Genomic DNA, 14683 nt, shown 5'->3' with positions numbered 1-14683 from the left:
CGCGGCTCAGCCCACGACGACCTGGTCGATCGGCAGGTGGGGCTCGAGGGCGGGGAAGGCCCACGCGAAGAGGACCACCAGCACGAGCAGCACCAGCAGCACGCCCTGCACGACCTTGACCGGGAGCGAGCCCGGCAGCATCCGCCAGATCCACGCGTACACCTCAGGCCTCCAGCTCGTCCGGGGGACCGGCCGCGGGGGATCGCCGCTCGACCAGCTGCGCGCCGACCACGAGACGCTCCGTCGAGCCCCACCGTGGATGGCAGGTCACCAGCGTCATGGTCCGGGCGGTGGGCTTGCGGCCGGGCTGGCCGGGCACCGGGGCGACGACGTCGACCTGCGTCGGGGCGATGATGCGGGACCAGGTCACCTGGTAGGTGTACCAGCCGTCCGCCGCCTCCACGTAGACCTTGTCGCCCTCGGCCAGCTGGTCGAGGGCGGCGAACGGCTCGCCGTGGGTGGCGCGGTGGCCGGCGACGGCGTAGTTGCCGACCTTGCCGGGCAGCGCGGTGCCGGGGAAGTGGCCGGGGCCGTCGTTGAGCGTCTCGAGGTCGACGCCCTCGACCACCACCCACTCCCAGTCGGCGCCGAGCCGGGGGATGTGCAGCACGTTGAGGCCGTCGCCGGTGCGGGGCTCCACCTTGCGCCCCTGGGGGTGCTCGCGCTGCTCGGCGCGGAACTCCTCGAGGTGGCCGGCCTGGGCGTAGCTGGTCTGCACGTTGGTCCAGACCAGGAGGTAGAAGGCGAGGGCCGCGAGGAGTGCTCCGGCGGTCAGCATCAGCTCGGCGAGGAGACGCACGGCGGTGGCGGGCGCGGACTTCCACGTGCTCGACACCACATCAATATATCATCTAGAGTCTGCGGTCCCGGGTGATCCCGGTCCCCGCGCGCTGTCCAGTCGCTCAGGAGTGTGCATGCCGAAAAGACGTCTCCGCGGCCTCGTCGCGCTCGCGGTCGTCATCGGCTCGGCGGTGCCCGGGCTCGCCTCGGGCAGCGCCGCGGCCGAGGTGCCCGCGATGGTGCCCACGGGTGGCTGCTGGACCTACGTCCCGGCCCCGATGGCCGGGGTCGAGGACCTTGCCGGACACGTCGACGTGAGCACGCAGCTGGAGCCCTGGACGGTCGCGCCGGTGCTGCCCGAGGTCCGCCTCGCCACCAGCGGGGCGACCGCGGTGGGCGGCGCCCGGGGTCTCACGGTGGCCGCCTCGGGCGGCCCGGCCGTCGCCGCCCGGCCGGAGGAGACGACGGGGACGGCGACGTACCTCCTCGACGCCCTCGACTCCGCAGGGGTCCGGACCGCCCTGCCGTCGGCGGCCGCGGCCTTCACGCTCGCCCCCGGGGCGACCGCGATCCCGGCGACCAGCGCCACCGGTGCCCTGCCCCTGACGGTGCCGGGCTCCTTCTCCCTGGTCCTGCGCGGGGTGGTCTACGACCTGCCGGCCCTCGGGCAGCGGATCGTCTGCAACGGGCAGACCGAGGGGGTGCCCGGCGGTGTCAATCCGGCCACCATGCCGCTGGACCCCGCAGTGGCCACCCCCTTCGTCGTCTCGCCGGCCACCGCCCTGCTGGTCTCCGAGGTCGCCGGCCAGCGGGTCGCCGGCGCCGCCCGGGCGGGCGACACGATCGGGGTGACCCTGAGCGGCTTCCCCTCCGAGCGTCCCGTCGACCTCGTGCTGTGCGGGGGGGCCGAGGACCCGGCGGTGCCGCCCGCGTGCGGACTCCCGGTCACCGTCCCCACAGCGGCCGACGGCTCGTCGGTCGCCTGGATCCCCGTGCCGGACGACGTCGTCCCCGGCGACGGCCTGGTGCGCGCCTCGGTCCTCGGCGACGTCGCGATGGTGCTCGAGACACCCGTCCAGCTGCTCGGTGAGCCGACGGTCTCGCCGCACGAGAAGGCCGGACCCAAGAAGTGGCGGCTGGTGGGGGACCAGTGGGACCCGGGCAAGCCGGTCCGGCTGACCATGCGTGACGCCGACGGCAAGCAGATGGGCCCCCGGGTGGTGGTCGAGGCCGGCCCGCGCGGACGGATCCGCGCCCGGCTCCCGGTGGCGTCGCGCCGCGAGGTCGTCGAGATCAGGGCCGTGCAGCGCTCGGGTGGCGCCCTCTCGGCCACCCTCGACCTCGCCGACGCCGGGCTGACCGCCTCCGAGCCCGGGGCCAAGGCCGGACCGCGGAAGGGCGGGGGCGGAGGGCCGCCCCAGCAGCAGGCCGCACCCCCCACCACGGTGCCGCGCTCGGTGACCCCGTCGGTCGTGACGCCGGTCGAGATCCCCGCCCCGCTCGACCTCGACGTCGACGTGGTCGACGGAGAGGTCGAGGAGGAGGTCGAGGAGGAGGTCGCGGGCACCCCCGAGACGGTGGCCGGAGGCGGGGAGGTCGCGGTCACCGAGGCGGTGCTGGTGGGCTCGTCCGACCTGGGCGACTTCTTCGGCGGGGCGCCGTCGCGGGTGCTCAGGCTGACGCTGGAGAACGTCGGCCAGGACGAGGCACGTGCTCCGGGGCTGACCATCGCCGTGGGCAAGGACGAGAAGGCCGACCCGGTCTACCTCAGCGACGGGATCGGCACGCTCGCCCCGGGGGAGACCCGGGTGATCGAGGTTCCGATCTCGCTGCCGACGGGTGCCTTCGGGACCTACCAGGTCACCGGGCGGATCGGTGACGGCGAGATCGGCGGCTTCGCCCTGAGCTGGCAGACCTACCCCTGGGGGCTGCTCGCGGTCAACCTGCTCGGGGTGGTGCTGATCGCCTGGGCGGTGCGGCGTCGCAGCCGGCGCACCAGTCCCGACCTGGCCATGGCCCTCGCGGCCCCGGTCGCGGCCGGAGCGCCGCCCGCCCGGGACGGGGAGGCGGTCATCGACCTGGCCACCCTCGCGCGGTGGTGGGAGCTGCAGGCGGCGCGTGCCGCCGGTACGGGCGTCGGGGCCGCCGCCGATGCTGCCCCGGCCGCGGACGACGCGGTGATCGATCTCGAAGCCCTGGACCGGTGGATGGCGTCCAGGGAGCTCACGCCTGTTCAGAAAGCGTGACGACGCTCTGGCGCTGAAACAGATATCGTATATAGTTTCGCCACGGCCGATCGAGAGGGAGCCATGGGTCACGCAAGGGAACGCCGTCCACGACGCACAGACCGCTCGCTGCTAGTGCGCTCCGGACTGACGTGCGCCGCCCTCTCCCTGGCCCTGGTGGGCTGCGGCGCCATGATGCCCGGCGGTGGTGACGAGGTGGACACCGCCACGGCGGGGCCCGGCACCACCGACGAGTCGGTCAAGGTCGTCTTCGTCGGGGTCGACCTCGACAAGGTCAAGGAGACGACCGGCTTCACGACCGCCTCGATCGGCGACCCCGAGAAGCAGGTGCAGGCCCTGGAGGACTGGGTCAACGACAACGGCGGCCTCGGTGGACGCTCGCTCGACGCGGTCTTCCGGTGGTACGACGCGGAGACCGACTCCCCGGCGACCGAGGAGCAGCTCTGCAACGAGGTCACCCAGGACGAGAAGGCGTTCGCGGTGGTGCTCACCGGCCAGTACCAGTCGAACGCCCGTCCCTGCTACGCCCAGCGCAAGACCCTGATGCTCGACATCTCGCTGGTGGCCAACGACCGCGCGCTCTACGACGAGCTGGCCCCCTACCTGTGGGCCCCGAGCTTCCCCGAGTACGACGCCTTCGTCTCCTCCTACATCAAGGCGCTCGACAAGGAGGGCTTCTTCGAGGGCCGCGACAAGGTCGCGATCGTGGCGGCCGACTCGCCGGTCAACGACCGGACCGTGAAGAACCAGGGGGTGCCGCAGCTGAAGAAGCTCGGGATCGACGCCGAGGTGGCGTGGGTCGACACCACCGACATCGGCACCTTGTACATGGGCCTGGAGCAGGGCGCGATCACCTTCGCCACCGCCGGCATCGACCGGGTGCTGTTCCTGGGGGGTTCCCGGCTGGCCTCGATGTTCGCCACCATCGCCGGCTCGAAGGACTTCGACGCCACCTACGCGATCTCCAGCTATGACAACCCCTCGTTCTTCGTCAACAACCCGGGCACCGTCCCCAGCGACACGATGAAGGGCATGGTGGGCATCGGCTTCCACCCGCCCCAGGACGTCGCCGACGACGTGATGCCGTTCCCGGCCGAGGGCGCCGAGCAGGAGTGCCTCGACATCTTCGCCGAGGTCGGGGAGACCTTCGAGACCCGCGAGGCCGCGCGCGTGGCGCTGCCCTACTGCGACGCGGTCAAGCTGCTCAAGCTCGGCGCGGACGGCGTCGAGGGTCCCCTCAACGCGGCCGCCTGGGGCGAGGTCGTCGACCGGGAGGGCGGCGACTTCCAGACCGCGTCCGGCTTCGGCAACGCGATGGGCGACGGCACCCGCGCCGCCGCGGGGGCCTACCGGGTGATGAGGTTCGCCGAGGACTGCAAGTGCTTCCGATACGAGGGCGACGATGTCCCTTTCGACACGAAGTGACGCGGCCCCCGCGCTGAGGTGCGAGGGGATCGACGCGTCCTACGGTCCGGTCCAGGTCCTCTTCGGTGCCTCGTTCCGGGTGGAGCGTGGCGAGATGGTCGCCCTGCTCGGCCCCAACGGGGTGGGCAAGTCCACCGCCCTCCGGGTGATCGGCGGGCTCCTCGCCCCCAGCGCGGGTTCGGTCCACCTCGGTGGTCTCGACGTCACCTCGTGGTCGCCGCGCAAGCGGGTGCAGGCGGGGCTCAGCCAGGTGGTGGGGCAGTCCACCTTCGGCTCGCTCAGCGTCGTGGACAACCTGACGATGCACGGCTACGCGGCCAAGGACAAGAAGTGGGTCAAGGAGGCCGTCGAGGCCGCGCTGGTGATCTTCCCGCGGCTCGACGCCCGTCGTAACCAGCCCGCCTCCACGCTGTCCGGCGGTGAGCGGCAGATGCTCGCGCTGGCCAAGGCGATCGTGAACGACCCCGAGCTGCTGGTGATCGACGAGTTCTCGCTGGGTCTGGCGCCCGTCGTGGTCGGCGGCCTCTGCGAGCTGGTGCGCCGGCTCAACGAACGGGGCACCTCGGTCCTCGTCGTCGAGCAGTCGGTCAACGTCGCCCTCTCCCTGGTCCACCGGGCCTACGTGATGGAGAAGGGCGAGGTCATCGCGGAGGACACCGCGGCAGCGCTCGCCGCGGACCCCGACCGGATCCGGACGCTGATGCTCGGCGGCCACGTGGCGGAGGCGGTATGAGTCCCGTGCTGGACGTCCCCCTGGTGATGGCCGTGACCGACGTGCGGTTCTCGCTGGCCGGCTTCGACTTCGGCGTCGACCGGCTGCTGCTCGGCCTTTTCGCCGGCCTGACCTACGGCCTGCTGGCCATCGGCCTGGTGCTGGTCTACCGGTCGAGCCGGTTCGTGAACTTCGCCCACGGCTCCATCGGCGTCTTCGGCGCCTCCATCCTGGGGCTCCTCGCGGCCGACTGGGGGGTGCCGTACTGGCTCTCCTTCGTGCTGGCCATGGCGGTGGCCGCCGGGCTGGCGGCCGGCATCGAGTGGCTGGTGGTCCGGCGCCTGACCGGGCGCCCCACGATGATCGGGATGATCGCCACGCTGGGGCTCTCCCAGTTCATCCTGATCGCCGCGCTCATCATCAACGCCGACGGCGTCAGCGGCTTCACCTTCCCGCGCCCGCCCGGCCTGCCGCAGTTCGAGCTCGGCGCCACCACGATCAGCACGCCGTACGTCGCGATGGTCCTCCTCGGTCCGGTGCTGCTCGTCGGGCTGGCCTGGTTCCTGCGCGAGCACCGGATCGGCGTCGCCATCCGCGCGGCCGCCGACGACGAGGACGCGGCGCTGCTGGAGGGGATCCCCGCGCGTCGGATGGCCACGCTGGCCTGGGCCATCGCCGGCGCCGTCGCGGCCTTCTCCGCCATGCTCGTCACCCCGACCACCGCCGGCCAGTCGATCGACACCCTCGGCCCGGACATCCTGCTCAAGGGCCTGGCCGGTGCCGTCATCGCCCGGATGTCCTCGATCCCGATCGCCGTGGTCGCCTCGCTTGGCGTCGGCGTGCTCGAGCAGCTGCTCCTCTCCAACCCCGACACCCGCAACGCGGTGCCGCTGGCGCTGGGCCTGGTCATCGTCGTCGCGCTGCTCCGCCAGCCCGCCCTGGGCCGCGCCGCCCGCGAACGGGTCGGCTGGCAGCGGATCGTGATGAGGCCGCTGCCGGCGGAGTACCGCAGGCTGTGGGCGGTCCGCTGGTTCCCCCGGGTCATGGGCGCCACCCTGATCGGCGCGGCGGTCGGCGCCGCCTACGTGGTCTCCAACTCCACGGCCTCGGCGATGACCAACGTCGTCGGCTTCGCCCTCGTCGGCCTCTCCGTCGGACTGCTCACCGGCGTCTCCGGCCAGCTCTCGCTGGGCCAGTTCGCCTACGCCGGCATCGGTGCCGCCGTCTCGGTGCACGCCGTGCAGAACACCGGCAGCTTCGTCCTCGGCCTGGCCGCCGGCATCGCGGCTGCGGCGGCCTCCTCGGCCCTGGTCGGGATCCCGGCGATGCGGCTCCAGGGCCTCGCGCTCGCGGTCTCCACGCTGGCCCTGGCGCTGGCCACCACGAGCTGGCTGCTGCGGCTCGACAGCTTCCTGGGCTTCGGCGTCCAGCCATCCAAGCCCACGGTCTTCGGCTACGCCCTGACGCTGGCCGTCGACTACTACCTCTTCGCGCTGCTGATGCTGGTGGTGGCCACCTGGCTGGTCGGCAACCTGCGGCACAGCGGCTTCGGCCGCACCCTGCAGGCGATCCGTGACAACGAGGACGCGGCGCGGGCCTTCACGGTCAGCGCGCGGATCCGGAAGCTGCAGGTCTTCGCGATCTCCGGCGCCGTGGCCGGGCTGGGCGGGGCCGTGATCGGGCACGGCCAGACGCAGCTCACCGTCAACTCGTTCCCGGCCGCGGCGAGCATCGACGTGGTGGCGATCGCCGTCGTGGGCGGGCTCGTGCTGACCGGCGGACCGATCCTCGGGGCGATCATCATCATCGGCATCCCCAGCATGTTCAGCCTGGGCCTTATCGGGAGCGCCGCGCTGTCGGTCGGCTGGCTCCTGGTGGTCGTGCTGCTGCCCGACGGGTTGGGCGGCCTGATCGCACGGGCCCGCGACTGGTGGGCGGACGGCGTCGCGCGCCGGGCCGGCATCGACGTGCGGCAGGCCCGGTACGGCACCGACGAGAAGCCGCCCTCGCCGCTCTCCTCCACGCTCCGTCTGGAGGGGCTGCGCCCCGAGGGTCGTCACGAGCCCCAGCCCGACGGACTGCCCGTGCTCTCGGTGGACGGCGTCTCCCGCCGCTTCGGCGGCGTGGTGGCCGTCGACGGCGTCAGCCTGGAGGCGGTCCAGGGCGAGATCGTCGGCATCATCGGGCCCAACGGGGCCGGCAAGACCACGCTCTTCGAGATCATCGCGGGCTTCACCGCCCCCGACGGCGGTCGGGTGGGCTACGGCGGCCGCGACGTGACCGGCCGCACGCCCGAGCAACGGGCCCGCGTCGGGCTGGTCAGGTCGTTCCAGGACGCCGCCCTCTTCGGCACGCTGACCGTCCAGGAGACCCTGATGCTGGCCCAGGAGCGGCTCGAGCCGTCCCGGCTCTGGACCGCGATGATGGGTGCCCGGGAGTCCGAGCGGCGCAAGGAGGAGAAGGCCGCGGAGCTGCTCGAGCGGATGGCCCTCACCCCCTTCGCCCGCCGGCAGATCTCCGAGTTGTCGACCGGCACGCGCCGGGTGGTCGAGCTGGCCAGCCTGCTCGCGCTGGAGCCGCGGGTGCTGCTCCTCGACGAGCCGTCGGCCGGCATCGCGCAGAGCGAGAGCGAGTCGCTCGGCGAGCTGCTGCACGGGATCCGCCGCGAGCTCGGCACCACGATGATCGTGATCGAGCACGACCTTCCGCTGCTCTCCCACCTGTGCGACCGGATGGTCGCGATGAACCTCGGCCGGGTCGTCGCGGTCGGCACCCCGGACGAGGTGCGTGACCATCCCGAGGTGATCAGGTCCTACCTCGGCACCGACGAGAGCGCGATCTCCCGTTCCACCGTCCGCGCGAGCGCGCTCCCGACCGTCCCCACGACGCCGCTCGACCCCCTGTCCGCACACGCCCCCCAGTACCACCCCTGAGCCAAGGCCGACCCGAGGAGAACCACCATGCGAAGCACAGCCAGACTCGCCAAGGCCCTGGCGGCCACGATCGCGCTGTTCGTGGTGGCGCTCGTCGGCGCCCCGCCGGGCTTCGCCGCCGGCCCCTCGCTCGACGTGAGCGCGAAGGACGGTCTCACCGACGGCCAGGAGGTGACACTCACCGGCAAGGGCTTCGCACCCGGGATGGGTCAGATCGCAGCCGGGCAGTGCATCGAGGGCTACACCGGCCCGAGCCACTGCAACCTCCAGGGCGGGGCGACGTTCCGCAACGCCGACGGATCGGGCTCGATCGGGACCTTCACCATCGTGGTCAAGGAGAAGTTCGGCTCCTACGACTGCACCAAGGTGCAGTGCGTGATCGCTGCCGCCCCGCTGCCCACCGTCCAGGACGCGGCCACGGTCGCGGCCAACCAGGTGGTCATCCCGATCACCTTCGGCGGCGGGTCCACCGAGCCGGCCACCGAGGACGCGGGTGGCGAGGAGGTCGAGGAGGAGACCGCGACCGGGAACGAGGCGGCCCCCGTCGGTGGTGACGACACCCTGCCCAAGACGGGTGCCGGCGAGGTCGTGGCGTTCTCCGTGCTCGGCGCGGTCGTGCTGCTGCTGGCCGGGGCCGGTCTGGGCCTCGGTGCCCGTCGCCTGGGGGGCGTCGCGTGAGGGCGCGTCGCCTGCTGGCCGGCGCAGCCGCCACCTCGCTGGCCGCCCTCAGCCTGAGCATCGCCGCGCCCGCCTCGGCCGCACCGGTCACCTCCTCGCAGACGGTCACGTGCCAGACCGCGCACCTCGCCCCGACGCCGGAGCGGCCCTACTTCCCGTCGTTCGACTGGGCGGCCTCCCTCACGGTGGCCGCGCAGACCGACGGGACCAACACCTACCTCGAGATCCAGGCCAACGACCTGGCGAAGCCCGGCGGGGCCGGCATCGTGCCGATCGGGCTCAAGGACGCCAAGACCGTCGCCAAGATCACCGCGACGGTCAACGGCACGCCGGTCACGCTGGAGGGTGCGGGCGGACCCGTCGACGTCCCGGCCAACGCGCCGGTGCCGGTGCCGAAGGTGTCCGCCACGATCCCGGGCGCGGCGACCCCCCTCGCGGTGGTGGTCACGAACATCCAGATCGACGCGGCGGCCATGGGCTACGTGCTGCCCACCTACTGCCCGGTCGAGGGCACCACCCTCGCCTGGGCGGTCGGCGATGTCGGCGTGGACGGCGCGGTCGGTCCGTTGCCGACGGCGACTCCGGTCCCGACGCTGACCCCGGCCCCGGCCCCGTCGGCGTCCCCGACGCCGACGGCCACACCCACCGAGAAGCCCAGCAAGAAGCCGGAGCCCACCAAGAACTCCGGCAAGGGCAAGGAGCCGAAGAGCTCGGGCAGCAAGGGGAGCCCCGCGTCGGGGAAGGTGACCTACGGCTGCCTGCTGCAGCCCTTCGCGAGCGACTTCGACTACACCCCCAGCGTCCGGCTGGCCGGCTCGCGCGCCAAGGACGGTGACCAGAAGGTCTCCCTGGCCGCGAGCCTGAGCGAGATCCCGGGCCTGGCCCCGGTGCCGATCGAGAACGGCACCATGGACGTCACCATGAACGCCAAGATGGGCGGCACGGCCGTGGCGCTGAAGGGACGTTCGACGGTCAACGCCGAGCCGTACGGCACGGTGCCGGTGCCGACGCTGACCGCGCAGATGAACAGCTCGGCCGACGAGGCGGACGTCGAGGTGACCGGCTTCTCGTTCGCCTTCGGCGAGATGTCCGGGGTGAAGATCAGCGCCGAGTGCACGGTGAAGGGCGACGGCGCCCTGGGCGCGGCCACCTTCGGCGTGGGCGACCTGGCCGAGTCCGGCCCGGGTGGTGGCACCCCCGGAGGTGGTGGCACGCCGGGTGGTGGCACGCCGGCCGGCGGCACTCCCAGCACCAGCACCCTGCCGCAGACCGGGTCGGGCGCGCCGCTGGCGATGCTGGGGCTGTGGTCCAGCGCGCTCGTGCTGGCGGGCGTGGCGTTGTTCCTCCACCTGCCGCGACGCCGCCAGGGAGCCTGACCGGCGCGCCACGACAGGCGCAGTACCACGACAAAGACCACCGGGGTGGGCCGACGGCCCACCCCGGTGGTCTTTGTCTGCGCGGCCCGCGGGCCCCGGCGTGCCTGAGGCCGGCGTGCCTCAGGCCAGGGCGGCGAGCGCCGGGTCGAACGACCGGGAGGCCTCGAACCCGCTCGCGGTGAGCCGCTCCACCGAGATGGGCGAGGACGGCGAGGCGATCTCGCCGCGGTACTCCAGGGCCGGCAGCCCCTGCTCGGCCGAGAGTCGGTCGAAGAGCTCGGCGTTGGTCGGCGGCACCTGCGCGTGGGTCAGGTTGAAGAGCCCGTCGGTCTCGGCGTGCACCGCGTGCACGACCGCGTCGGCGGCGTCCGCCACGTGCAGCCGGTAGAGCAGGGCCTCACCGGAGAACGGCACGGACCCGCCCAGGAACTTGTGCGCCATCGCGACCTTCTCGGCGATCGGCGGGTCGCCGGGACCGAAGATGTCACCGCACCGGAAGATGGTGGCCCGGGCGCCGGTCGAGGCGTAGACCCGCTCCATGGCCAGGAAGTTGCTCGGGCTCGGGTCGTCGGAGGTGGTCACCGGGGCCGACTCGTCGATGAGGTCGAGGTGGTTGGCGGCGTCGCCGTAGACCGAGAGCGAGGAGAGCGCCACCAGGCGCGTCCCGGGGTCGGCGGCGGCGACCACGTTCTCGGCGGTCGTGACCAGCACGTCGCGGTAGGTCTTCGCCCGGCCCTCGGGGGTCATGGAGCCCGACGCCGAGGGGCCGGCGGTGACCACGACGACGTCCTGGCCGGCCACGGCCTCGCGGACCGTCGCCTCGTCGGAGCCGCGCAGCACGACGGCGCGGGGGAAGCGCTCGCGGAGCGTGGCGACCTTCTCGGGGCTGGTGGCCGTGACGGTCACCTCGTGCCCGAGCGCGCCCAGCTGGTCGGCCGCGGCGGAGCCGACGAACCCGGCTCCGATGACAAGGACCTTCATGCGTTCTCCTCCATCTGTGTGAAGCCGGCGCGGACCGCGACCAGCTCATCGACCCGCTCGGCGCCCAGGAACTTCTTGGACAGCTCGTTCATCGGGTCGAGGGTGTATCCGAGGGTGCGGACGCGGTGGTCACGGGCACGGAGCGCGGCGCGCTCCTCCACCGGGGTCGCCACGGCCTCGCGCACCCAGCCCAGCCAGGTGTCCACCCGGTCCCGGACCACCTGGCGCAGCGTCTCCACGACGTCCTCGGTGCGGTCGGCCACGTAGGAGTGGGCGACGGGGGAGAGGAAGGCGCGCATGTAGGTGCCGTGGCTGACCGACCAGGTGAACCGGTCGTCGCCGCGCAGGGCCAGGAACTTCTCGTTCTCCGGCTCGTAGTAGCGGGCGAGGTAGTCGGCGTCGACCATCAGGTCCCGCCGCGCCACGAGCTCGCTGTAGAAGAAGATCTGCGGGATCGTGCCGAAGACGAGGATCAGGTGCGGGACGTCGATCTCCGGCCCGAGCCAGACCTGCAGGTTCATGTCGAGGATCGAGTTCCTGCGGTTGCCGATCCAGGAGTGGACCAGCCACTCCACGGCCGGGCCCTCCGCGTCCGGACCCGCTGCGGAACGATCGCCCACGAAGGTGCTCATCGAGCCCTCGTAGCTCTCGTCCTCGGTGGCCCAGTAGTCCAGGCCCTCGCTCGCCGGGTGGGGCTGCACCGGGAGCTCGGCCACGATCCGTTCCTTGGCCTCGCCGAGGATCTGCCAGAACTCGGCCCAGAGCTCGGAGCTGTCGACGTCCGGGTTGGCTGCGAGGAACTCGTGGATGGTCCTGGTCTGGGCGCTGCTGCTCATGCCGACAGAGTATAGATATATGATCTATTCTGTCAGGAGGTGGACGCGATGATCGTGGTGGTGAGTCAGGCCCGCACCAAGCCGGGTGAGGAGCACGCGAGCGCCTACATCTCGCTAAGCGGAGAGTTCGGACGGTTCTTCACCGGGCAGCCCGGCTTCCGCGGCAGGCGCCTGGTGCGCGGCGTGGAGGACCGCCAGCACTTCACCCACCTGCGCTGGTTCGACTCCGTCGAGAGCTACGAGGCGTGCACGCGGGCCGAGGGCTACGTCGAGCACACCGAGCTCATGTACGAGCACCTCGAGCCCTACGACTCCTACCCCCGCGAGTACCTCGAGGTAGTCCTCGACGAGGCCGACCCCCAGGCGGGGGCATGACGACGTTCGTCCTGGTGCACGGCGCGTTCCGCGGCGGCTGGGCCTGGCGCGCAGTCCGGCCGCACCTCGTGGCCGCCGGTCACGACGTGCACGCCCCCAGCCTGGTCGGCGCCGGCGAGCACCACGAGCGGGTCCGGGAGGTCACCGGCCTCAAGGTCTGGTCGGACCAGGTCAGCCGACTGATCCTCCTGGAGGACCTGCGGGAGGTGATCCTGGTCGGGCACAGCCAGGGCGGTCTCGTCACCTCGTCGGTGGCGGCCCGGATCCCGGACCGGATCGCCTGCGTGGTCCATCTCGACGCGGCCGTGCCCGTCGCGGGCGAGCGCGCCGTCGACCTGGGCCCGCCGCCGGCCCGGCTCCCGGAGCGGGGCGACCTCGTCCCGGCGCGTCCGGTCCCCACCGACTCCGGCGAGTACGACGAGGAGACGGCCCGCTGGATCGACGCGCGCCTGAGCGCCAGCCCGGTGGGTCCGGCGCTGGACCCGGTGCCCGCGGTGCCGGCCGAGGTCCGCGAGGTCTTCGCCTTCTGCGCGCGCACCCCCGCCGGCTACCCCTCGACCCACACCCGGGCCCGGCTCGAGGCGCAGGGGGCCGAGCCCACCGTGCTGGACGCCGGGCACGACGCGCCCCTGACCGCGCCCGAGCTCGTCGCCGCCCTGCTCCTGGCGCAGGTACCCGACCCCTCCGACCAGCACCCGACCAGCACGACGCACCCGATCACGAAAGGTCTCCGATGACCACCTCCGAGCAGGGATCCTCCGCAGCCAACCTCAAGCCCGGGTGGCAGGGCCGGTTCTTCGAGGACTTCGAGGTGGGTGACGTCTACCAGCACCCGCTCGGCCGGACCCTCACCGAGCACGACAACATCTCCTTCTCGCTGCTCACGATGAACACCAACCAGATGCACTTCAACAGCGAGTACGCCGCCCGCTCGGAGTTCGGGAAGCCGCTGGTCGTCTCGACGCTGACGGTGGCCATCGCGGTGGGTCAGTCGGTCACCGACCTCACCCAGAACGCCTTCGCCAACCTCGGCTGGGACGACATCCGGATGACCCACCCGGTCTTCGCCGGGGACACCCTCTTCAGCGAGTCCGTCGTGCTGGACAAGCGCGAGTCGGCCAAGCGTCCGCACGCCGGCATCGTCACGGTCAAGACCCGCACCCTGAACCAGCACGGCGACGAGGTGTGCTCCTTCAAGCGCATGTTCTACGTCTACAAGCAGGGGGCCGAACAGCTCGAGGGGATCTTCCCCGAGGGCAAGCGCTCGCTGCTGGCCGGCACCGACCTCGCCGAGGACTGAGGCGACGACGATGCGGATCACCTTCGCCCCGTGGGGCGAGACCCTGGCAGAGCTGGTGGACGCGGCGCGCCGCGCGGAGGAGGCCGGCGCCGAGGTGATCTGGGTGCCCGAGCTGCACCGCAGCGCCAGCGTGAGCGCGGCCGCGATCGCCCAGGCCACCAGCACCGCCCAGGTCGGCACGGCCATCCAGCTGGCCTTCGTGCGCAGCCCCATGGTCACCGCCCTGGAGGCCCTGGACCTCGACGAGCTGGCCGACGGCCGGTTCATCCTGGGCCTGGGCACGGGGGTGAAGCGCCTCAACGAGGAGTGGCACCACGCCCGCTGGGGCAAGCCGGTGGGTCACCTGGACGAGGTGGTCCGCAACGTCCGGCACTTCGTCTCCCACGCGACGCGCGGCGAGGAGATGCGGCTCGAGGGCGAGCACGAGCCGATGCGGATCCGCGGCTACGAGCGTCCCTACCCGGTCCGCAGGACCCGCATCCCGGTCTACCTGGCGGCGATGGGCCCGGCGATGACCCGGCTGGCCGGGCGCATCGGCGACGGCTGGATCAGCCACGAGCTCTGCTCCCCGAAGTACCTCGCCGAGCGCACCCTCCCCGAGATCGAGGCGGGCCTCGCCGCGGTCGAGGGGCGCACCCGCTCCGACATCGAGCTGGTCGTCTCGGCCTGCTGCTCGGTGGACCCGGACCCCCGCGTCGCCGTCGACCGGGTGCGCGGCCACGTGGGCTTCTACGCCAGCGTCCGCTCCTACGCGGACTTCTTCGAGTTCCACGGCCTCGGCGAGGCCCAGCAGGAGGTGATCGAGGTCTTCGGCTCCGGCCGGGGCGCCGAGCACCTGGCGGCCGCGGTCACCCCCGAGATGGTGGACGCGATCACCCTCAACGGCGACCGGGACCGCGTGATGGAGCAGATCGACGGCTACCGCGGCCTCGCCGACGCGGTGAAGCTGTCGGCCCCCACCCACGGCCTGACCCCGGCGCAGGTCCGGGCCGGCCAGGACGAGGTCATCGGCCTCATCGAGACCCTCACCAAAGGATGACG

Annotated in this window: 14 protein-coding genes; 10 read left to right on the top strand and 4 right to left on the bottom strand. The window is 72.5% G+C overall.

Annotated elements, in window-relative coordinates; translation table 11 throughout:
- Window positions 1-6 precede the first annotated feature (6 nt).
- Both AC4BG9_RS08985 and AC4BG9_RS08980 read right to left on the bottom strand, forming a co-directional pair.
- Entirely contained in the window at window positions 7-162 is a 156-nt protein-coding gene (locus tag AC4BG9_RS08985) for a hypothetical protein (protein WP_490570751.1), read from the bottom strand.
- A 1-nt stretch (window position 163) separates the two neighbouring features.
- Window positions 164-835 carry a class E sortase gene (locus AC4BG9_RS08980; RefSeq protein ID WP_490570750.1) on the bottom strand — a complete coding sequence of 224 codons (672 nt, stop codon included), beginning with the start codon at window positions 833-835 and terminating at the stop codon, window positions 164-166.
- 79 nt (window positions 836-914) lie between these two features.
- Between AC4BG9_RS08980 and AC4BG9_RS08975 the strand changes: the two genes are divergently transcribed.
- The 6 genes from AC4BG9_RS08975 (at window position 915) to AC4BG9_RS08950 (ending at window position 10150) form a co-directional block, all read left to right on the top strand.
- Window positions 915-3026, top strand: coding sequence for a hypothetical protein (locus tag AC4BG9_RS08975; RefSeq protein WP_490570749.1), 2112 nt, complete (start codon window positions 915-917; stop codon window positions 3024-3026).
- A 114-nt stretch (window positions 3027-3140) separates the two neighbouring features.
- The gene (locus AC4BG9_RS08970) at window positions 3141-4451 is read left to right on the top strand and encodes an ABC transporter substrate-binding protein (RefSeq protein WP_490570748.1); all 1311 of its coding nucleotides are present in this window, start codon (window positions 3141-3143) and stop codon (window positions 4449-4451) included.
- A complete protein-coding gene (locus tag AC4BG9_RS08965; protein ID WP_490570747.1) occupies window positions 4429-5184 on the top strand; it encodes an ABC transporter ATP-binding protein in 756 nt (251 codons plus the stop codon). The genes AC4BG9_RS08970 and AC4BG9_RS08965 overlap by 23 nt, the downstream gene beginning before the upstream one ends.
- Window positions 5181-8096, top strand: coding sequence for an ABC transporter permease subunit (locus AC4BG9_RS08960; RefSeq protein WP_490570746.1), 2916 nt, complete (start codon window positions 5181-5183; stop codon window positions 8094-8096). Before AC4BG9_RS08965 ends, AC4BG9_RS08960 begins: the two co-directional genes overlap by 4 nt.
- Before the next feature lie 27 nt (window positions 8097-8123).
- Window positions 8124-8774 (top strand): neocarzinostatin apoprotein domain-containing protein, encoded by a 651-nt coding sequence (locus AC4BG9_RS08955; protein WP_490570745.1) that lies wholly within the window; start codon window positions 8124-8126, stop codon window positions 8772-8774.
- Window positions 8771-10150 (top strand): hypothetical protein, encoded by a 1380-nt coding sequence (locus AC4BG9_RS08950; protein ID WP_490570744.1) that lies wholly within the window; start codon window positions 8771-8773, stop codon window positions 10148-10150. Before AC4BG9_RS08955 ends, AC4BG9_RS08950 begins: the two co-directional genes overlap by 4 nt.
- A gap of 120 nt (window positions 10151-10270) precedes the next feature.
- On the opposite strand, the gene AC4BG9_RS08945 is transcribed toward AC4BG9_RS08950, so the two are convergent.
- Both AC4BG9_RS08945 and AC4BG9_RS08940 read right to left on the bottom strand, forming a co-directional pair.
- Window positions 10271-11131, bottom strand: a complete 861-nt coding sequence (locus AC4BG9_RS08945) for an NAD-dependent epimerase/dehydratase family protein (protein ID WP_490570743.1) — start codon at window positions 11129-11131, stop codon at window positions 10271-10273.
- Entirely contained in the window at window positions 11128-11967 is an 840-nt protein-coding gene (locus tag AC4BG9_RS08940) for a hypothetical protein (RefSeq protein WP_490570742.1), read from the bottom strand. Before AC4BG9_RS08940 ends, AC4BG9_RS08945 begins: the two co-directional genes overlap by 4 nt.
- Window positions 11968-12015: 48 nt before the next feature.
- Between AC4BG9_RS08940 and AC4BG9_RS08935 the strand changes: the two genes are divergently transcribed.
- From AC4BG9_RS08935 to AC4BG9_RS08920, 4 genes are read left to right on the top strand one after another with little or no spacing between them, the layout of a single operon-like run.
- Complete coding sequence (locus tag AC4BG9_RS08935) at window positions 12016-12342, top strand: antibiotic biosynthesis monooxygenase family protein (protein ID WP_490571069.1); 327 nt, start codon at window positions 12016-12018, stop codon at window positions 12340-12342.
- Window positions 12339-13079, top strand: coding sequence for an alpha/beta fold hydrolase (locus AC4BG9_RS08930; protein WP_490570741.1), 741 nt, complete (start codon window positions 12339-12341; stop codon window positions 13077-13079). Before AC4BG9_RS08935 ends, AC4BG9_RS08930 begins: the two co-directional genes overlap by 4 nt.
- Window positions 13076-13642 (top strand): MaoC family dehydratase, encoded by a 567-nt coding sequence (locus AC4BG9_RS08925; RefSeq protein ID WP_490570740.1) that lies wholly within the window; start codon window positions 13076-13078, stop codon window positions 13640-13642. Before AC4BG9_RS08930 ends, AC4BG9_RS08925 begins: the two co-directional genes overlap by 4 nt.
- A gap of 10 nt (window positions 13643-13652) precedes the next feature.
- Complete coding sequence (locus tag AC4BG9_RS08920) at window positions 13653-14681, top strand: LLM class flavin-dependent oxidoreductase (RefSeq protein ID WP_490570739.1); 1029 nt, start codon at window positions 13653-13655, stop codon at window positions 14679-14681.
- The last annotated feature ends 2 nt before the right edge of the window (window positions 14682-14683 follow it).

It is taken from the genome of Nocardioides sp. Z40_12 (genome assembly GCF_058215795.1).
The sequence above is the reverse complement of the archived record's forward strand: the minus strand, read 5'-3'. Positions and strand labels throughout refer to the sequence as shown.

What these genes read in the sequence shown, in the direction of transcription:
- AC4BG9_RS08965 (WP_490570747.1), top strand. Translation starts at nt 4,429, where the DNA reads ATGTCCCTTTCGACACGAAGTGACGCGGCCCCCGCGCTGAGGTGCGAG.
- AC4BG9_RS08935 (WP_490571069.1), top strand. Translation starts at nt 12,016, where the DNA reads ATGATCGTGGTGGTGAGTCAGGCCCGCACCAAGCCGGGTGAGGAGCAC.
- AC4BG9_RS08975 (WP_490570749.1), top strand. Translation starts at nt 915, where the DNA reads ATGCCGAAAAGACGTCTCCGCGGCCTCGTCGCGCTCGCGGTCGTCATC.
- AC4BG9_RS08920 (WP_490570739.1), top strand. Translation starts at nt 13,653, where the DNA reads ATGCGGATCACCTTCGCCCCGTGGGGCGAGACCCTGGCAGAGCTGGTG.
- AC4BG9_RS08960 (WP_490570746.1), top strand. Translation starts at nt 5,181, where the DNA reads ATGAGTCCCGTGCTGGACGTCCCCCTGGTGATGGCCGTGACCGACGTG.
- AC4BG9_RS08945 (WP_490570743.1), bottom strand. Translation starts at nt 11,131, where the DNA reads ATGAAGGTCCTTGTCATCGGAGCCGGGTTCGTCGGCTCCGCCGCGGCC.
- AC4BG9_RS08925 (WP_490570740.1), top strand. Translation starts at nt 13,076, where the DNA reads ATGACCACCTCCGAGCAGGGATCCTCCGCAGCCAACCTCAAGCCCGGG.
- AC4BG9_RS08955 (WP_490570745.1), top strand. Translation starts at nt 8,124, where the DNA reads ATGCGAAGCACAGCCAGACTCGCCAAGGCCCTGGCGGCCACGATCGCG.
- AC4BG9_RS08930 (WP_490570741.1), top strand. Translation starts at nt 12,339, where the DNA reads ATGACGACGTTCGTCCTGGTGCACGGCGCGTTCCGCGGCGGCTGGGCC.
- AC4BG9_RS08940 (WP_490570742.1), bottom strand. Translation starts at nt 11,967, where the DNA reads ATGAGCAGCAGCGCCCAGACCAGGACCATCCACGAGTTCCTCGCAGCC.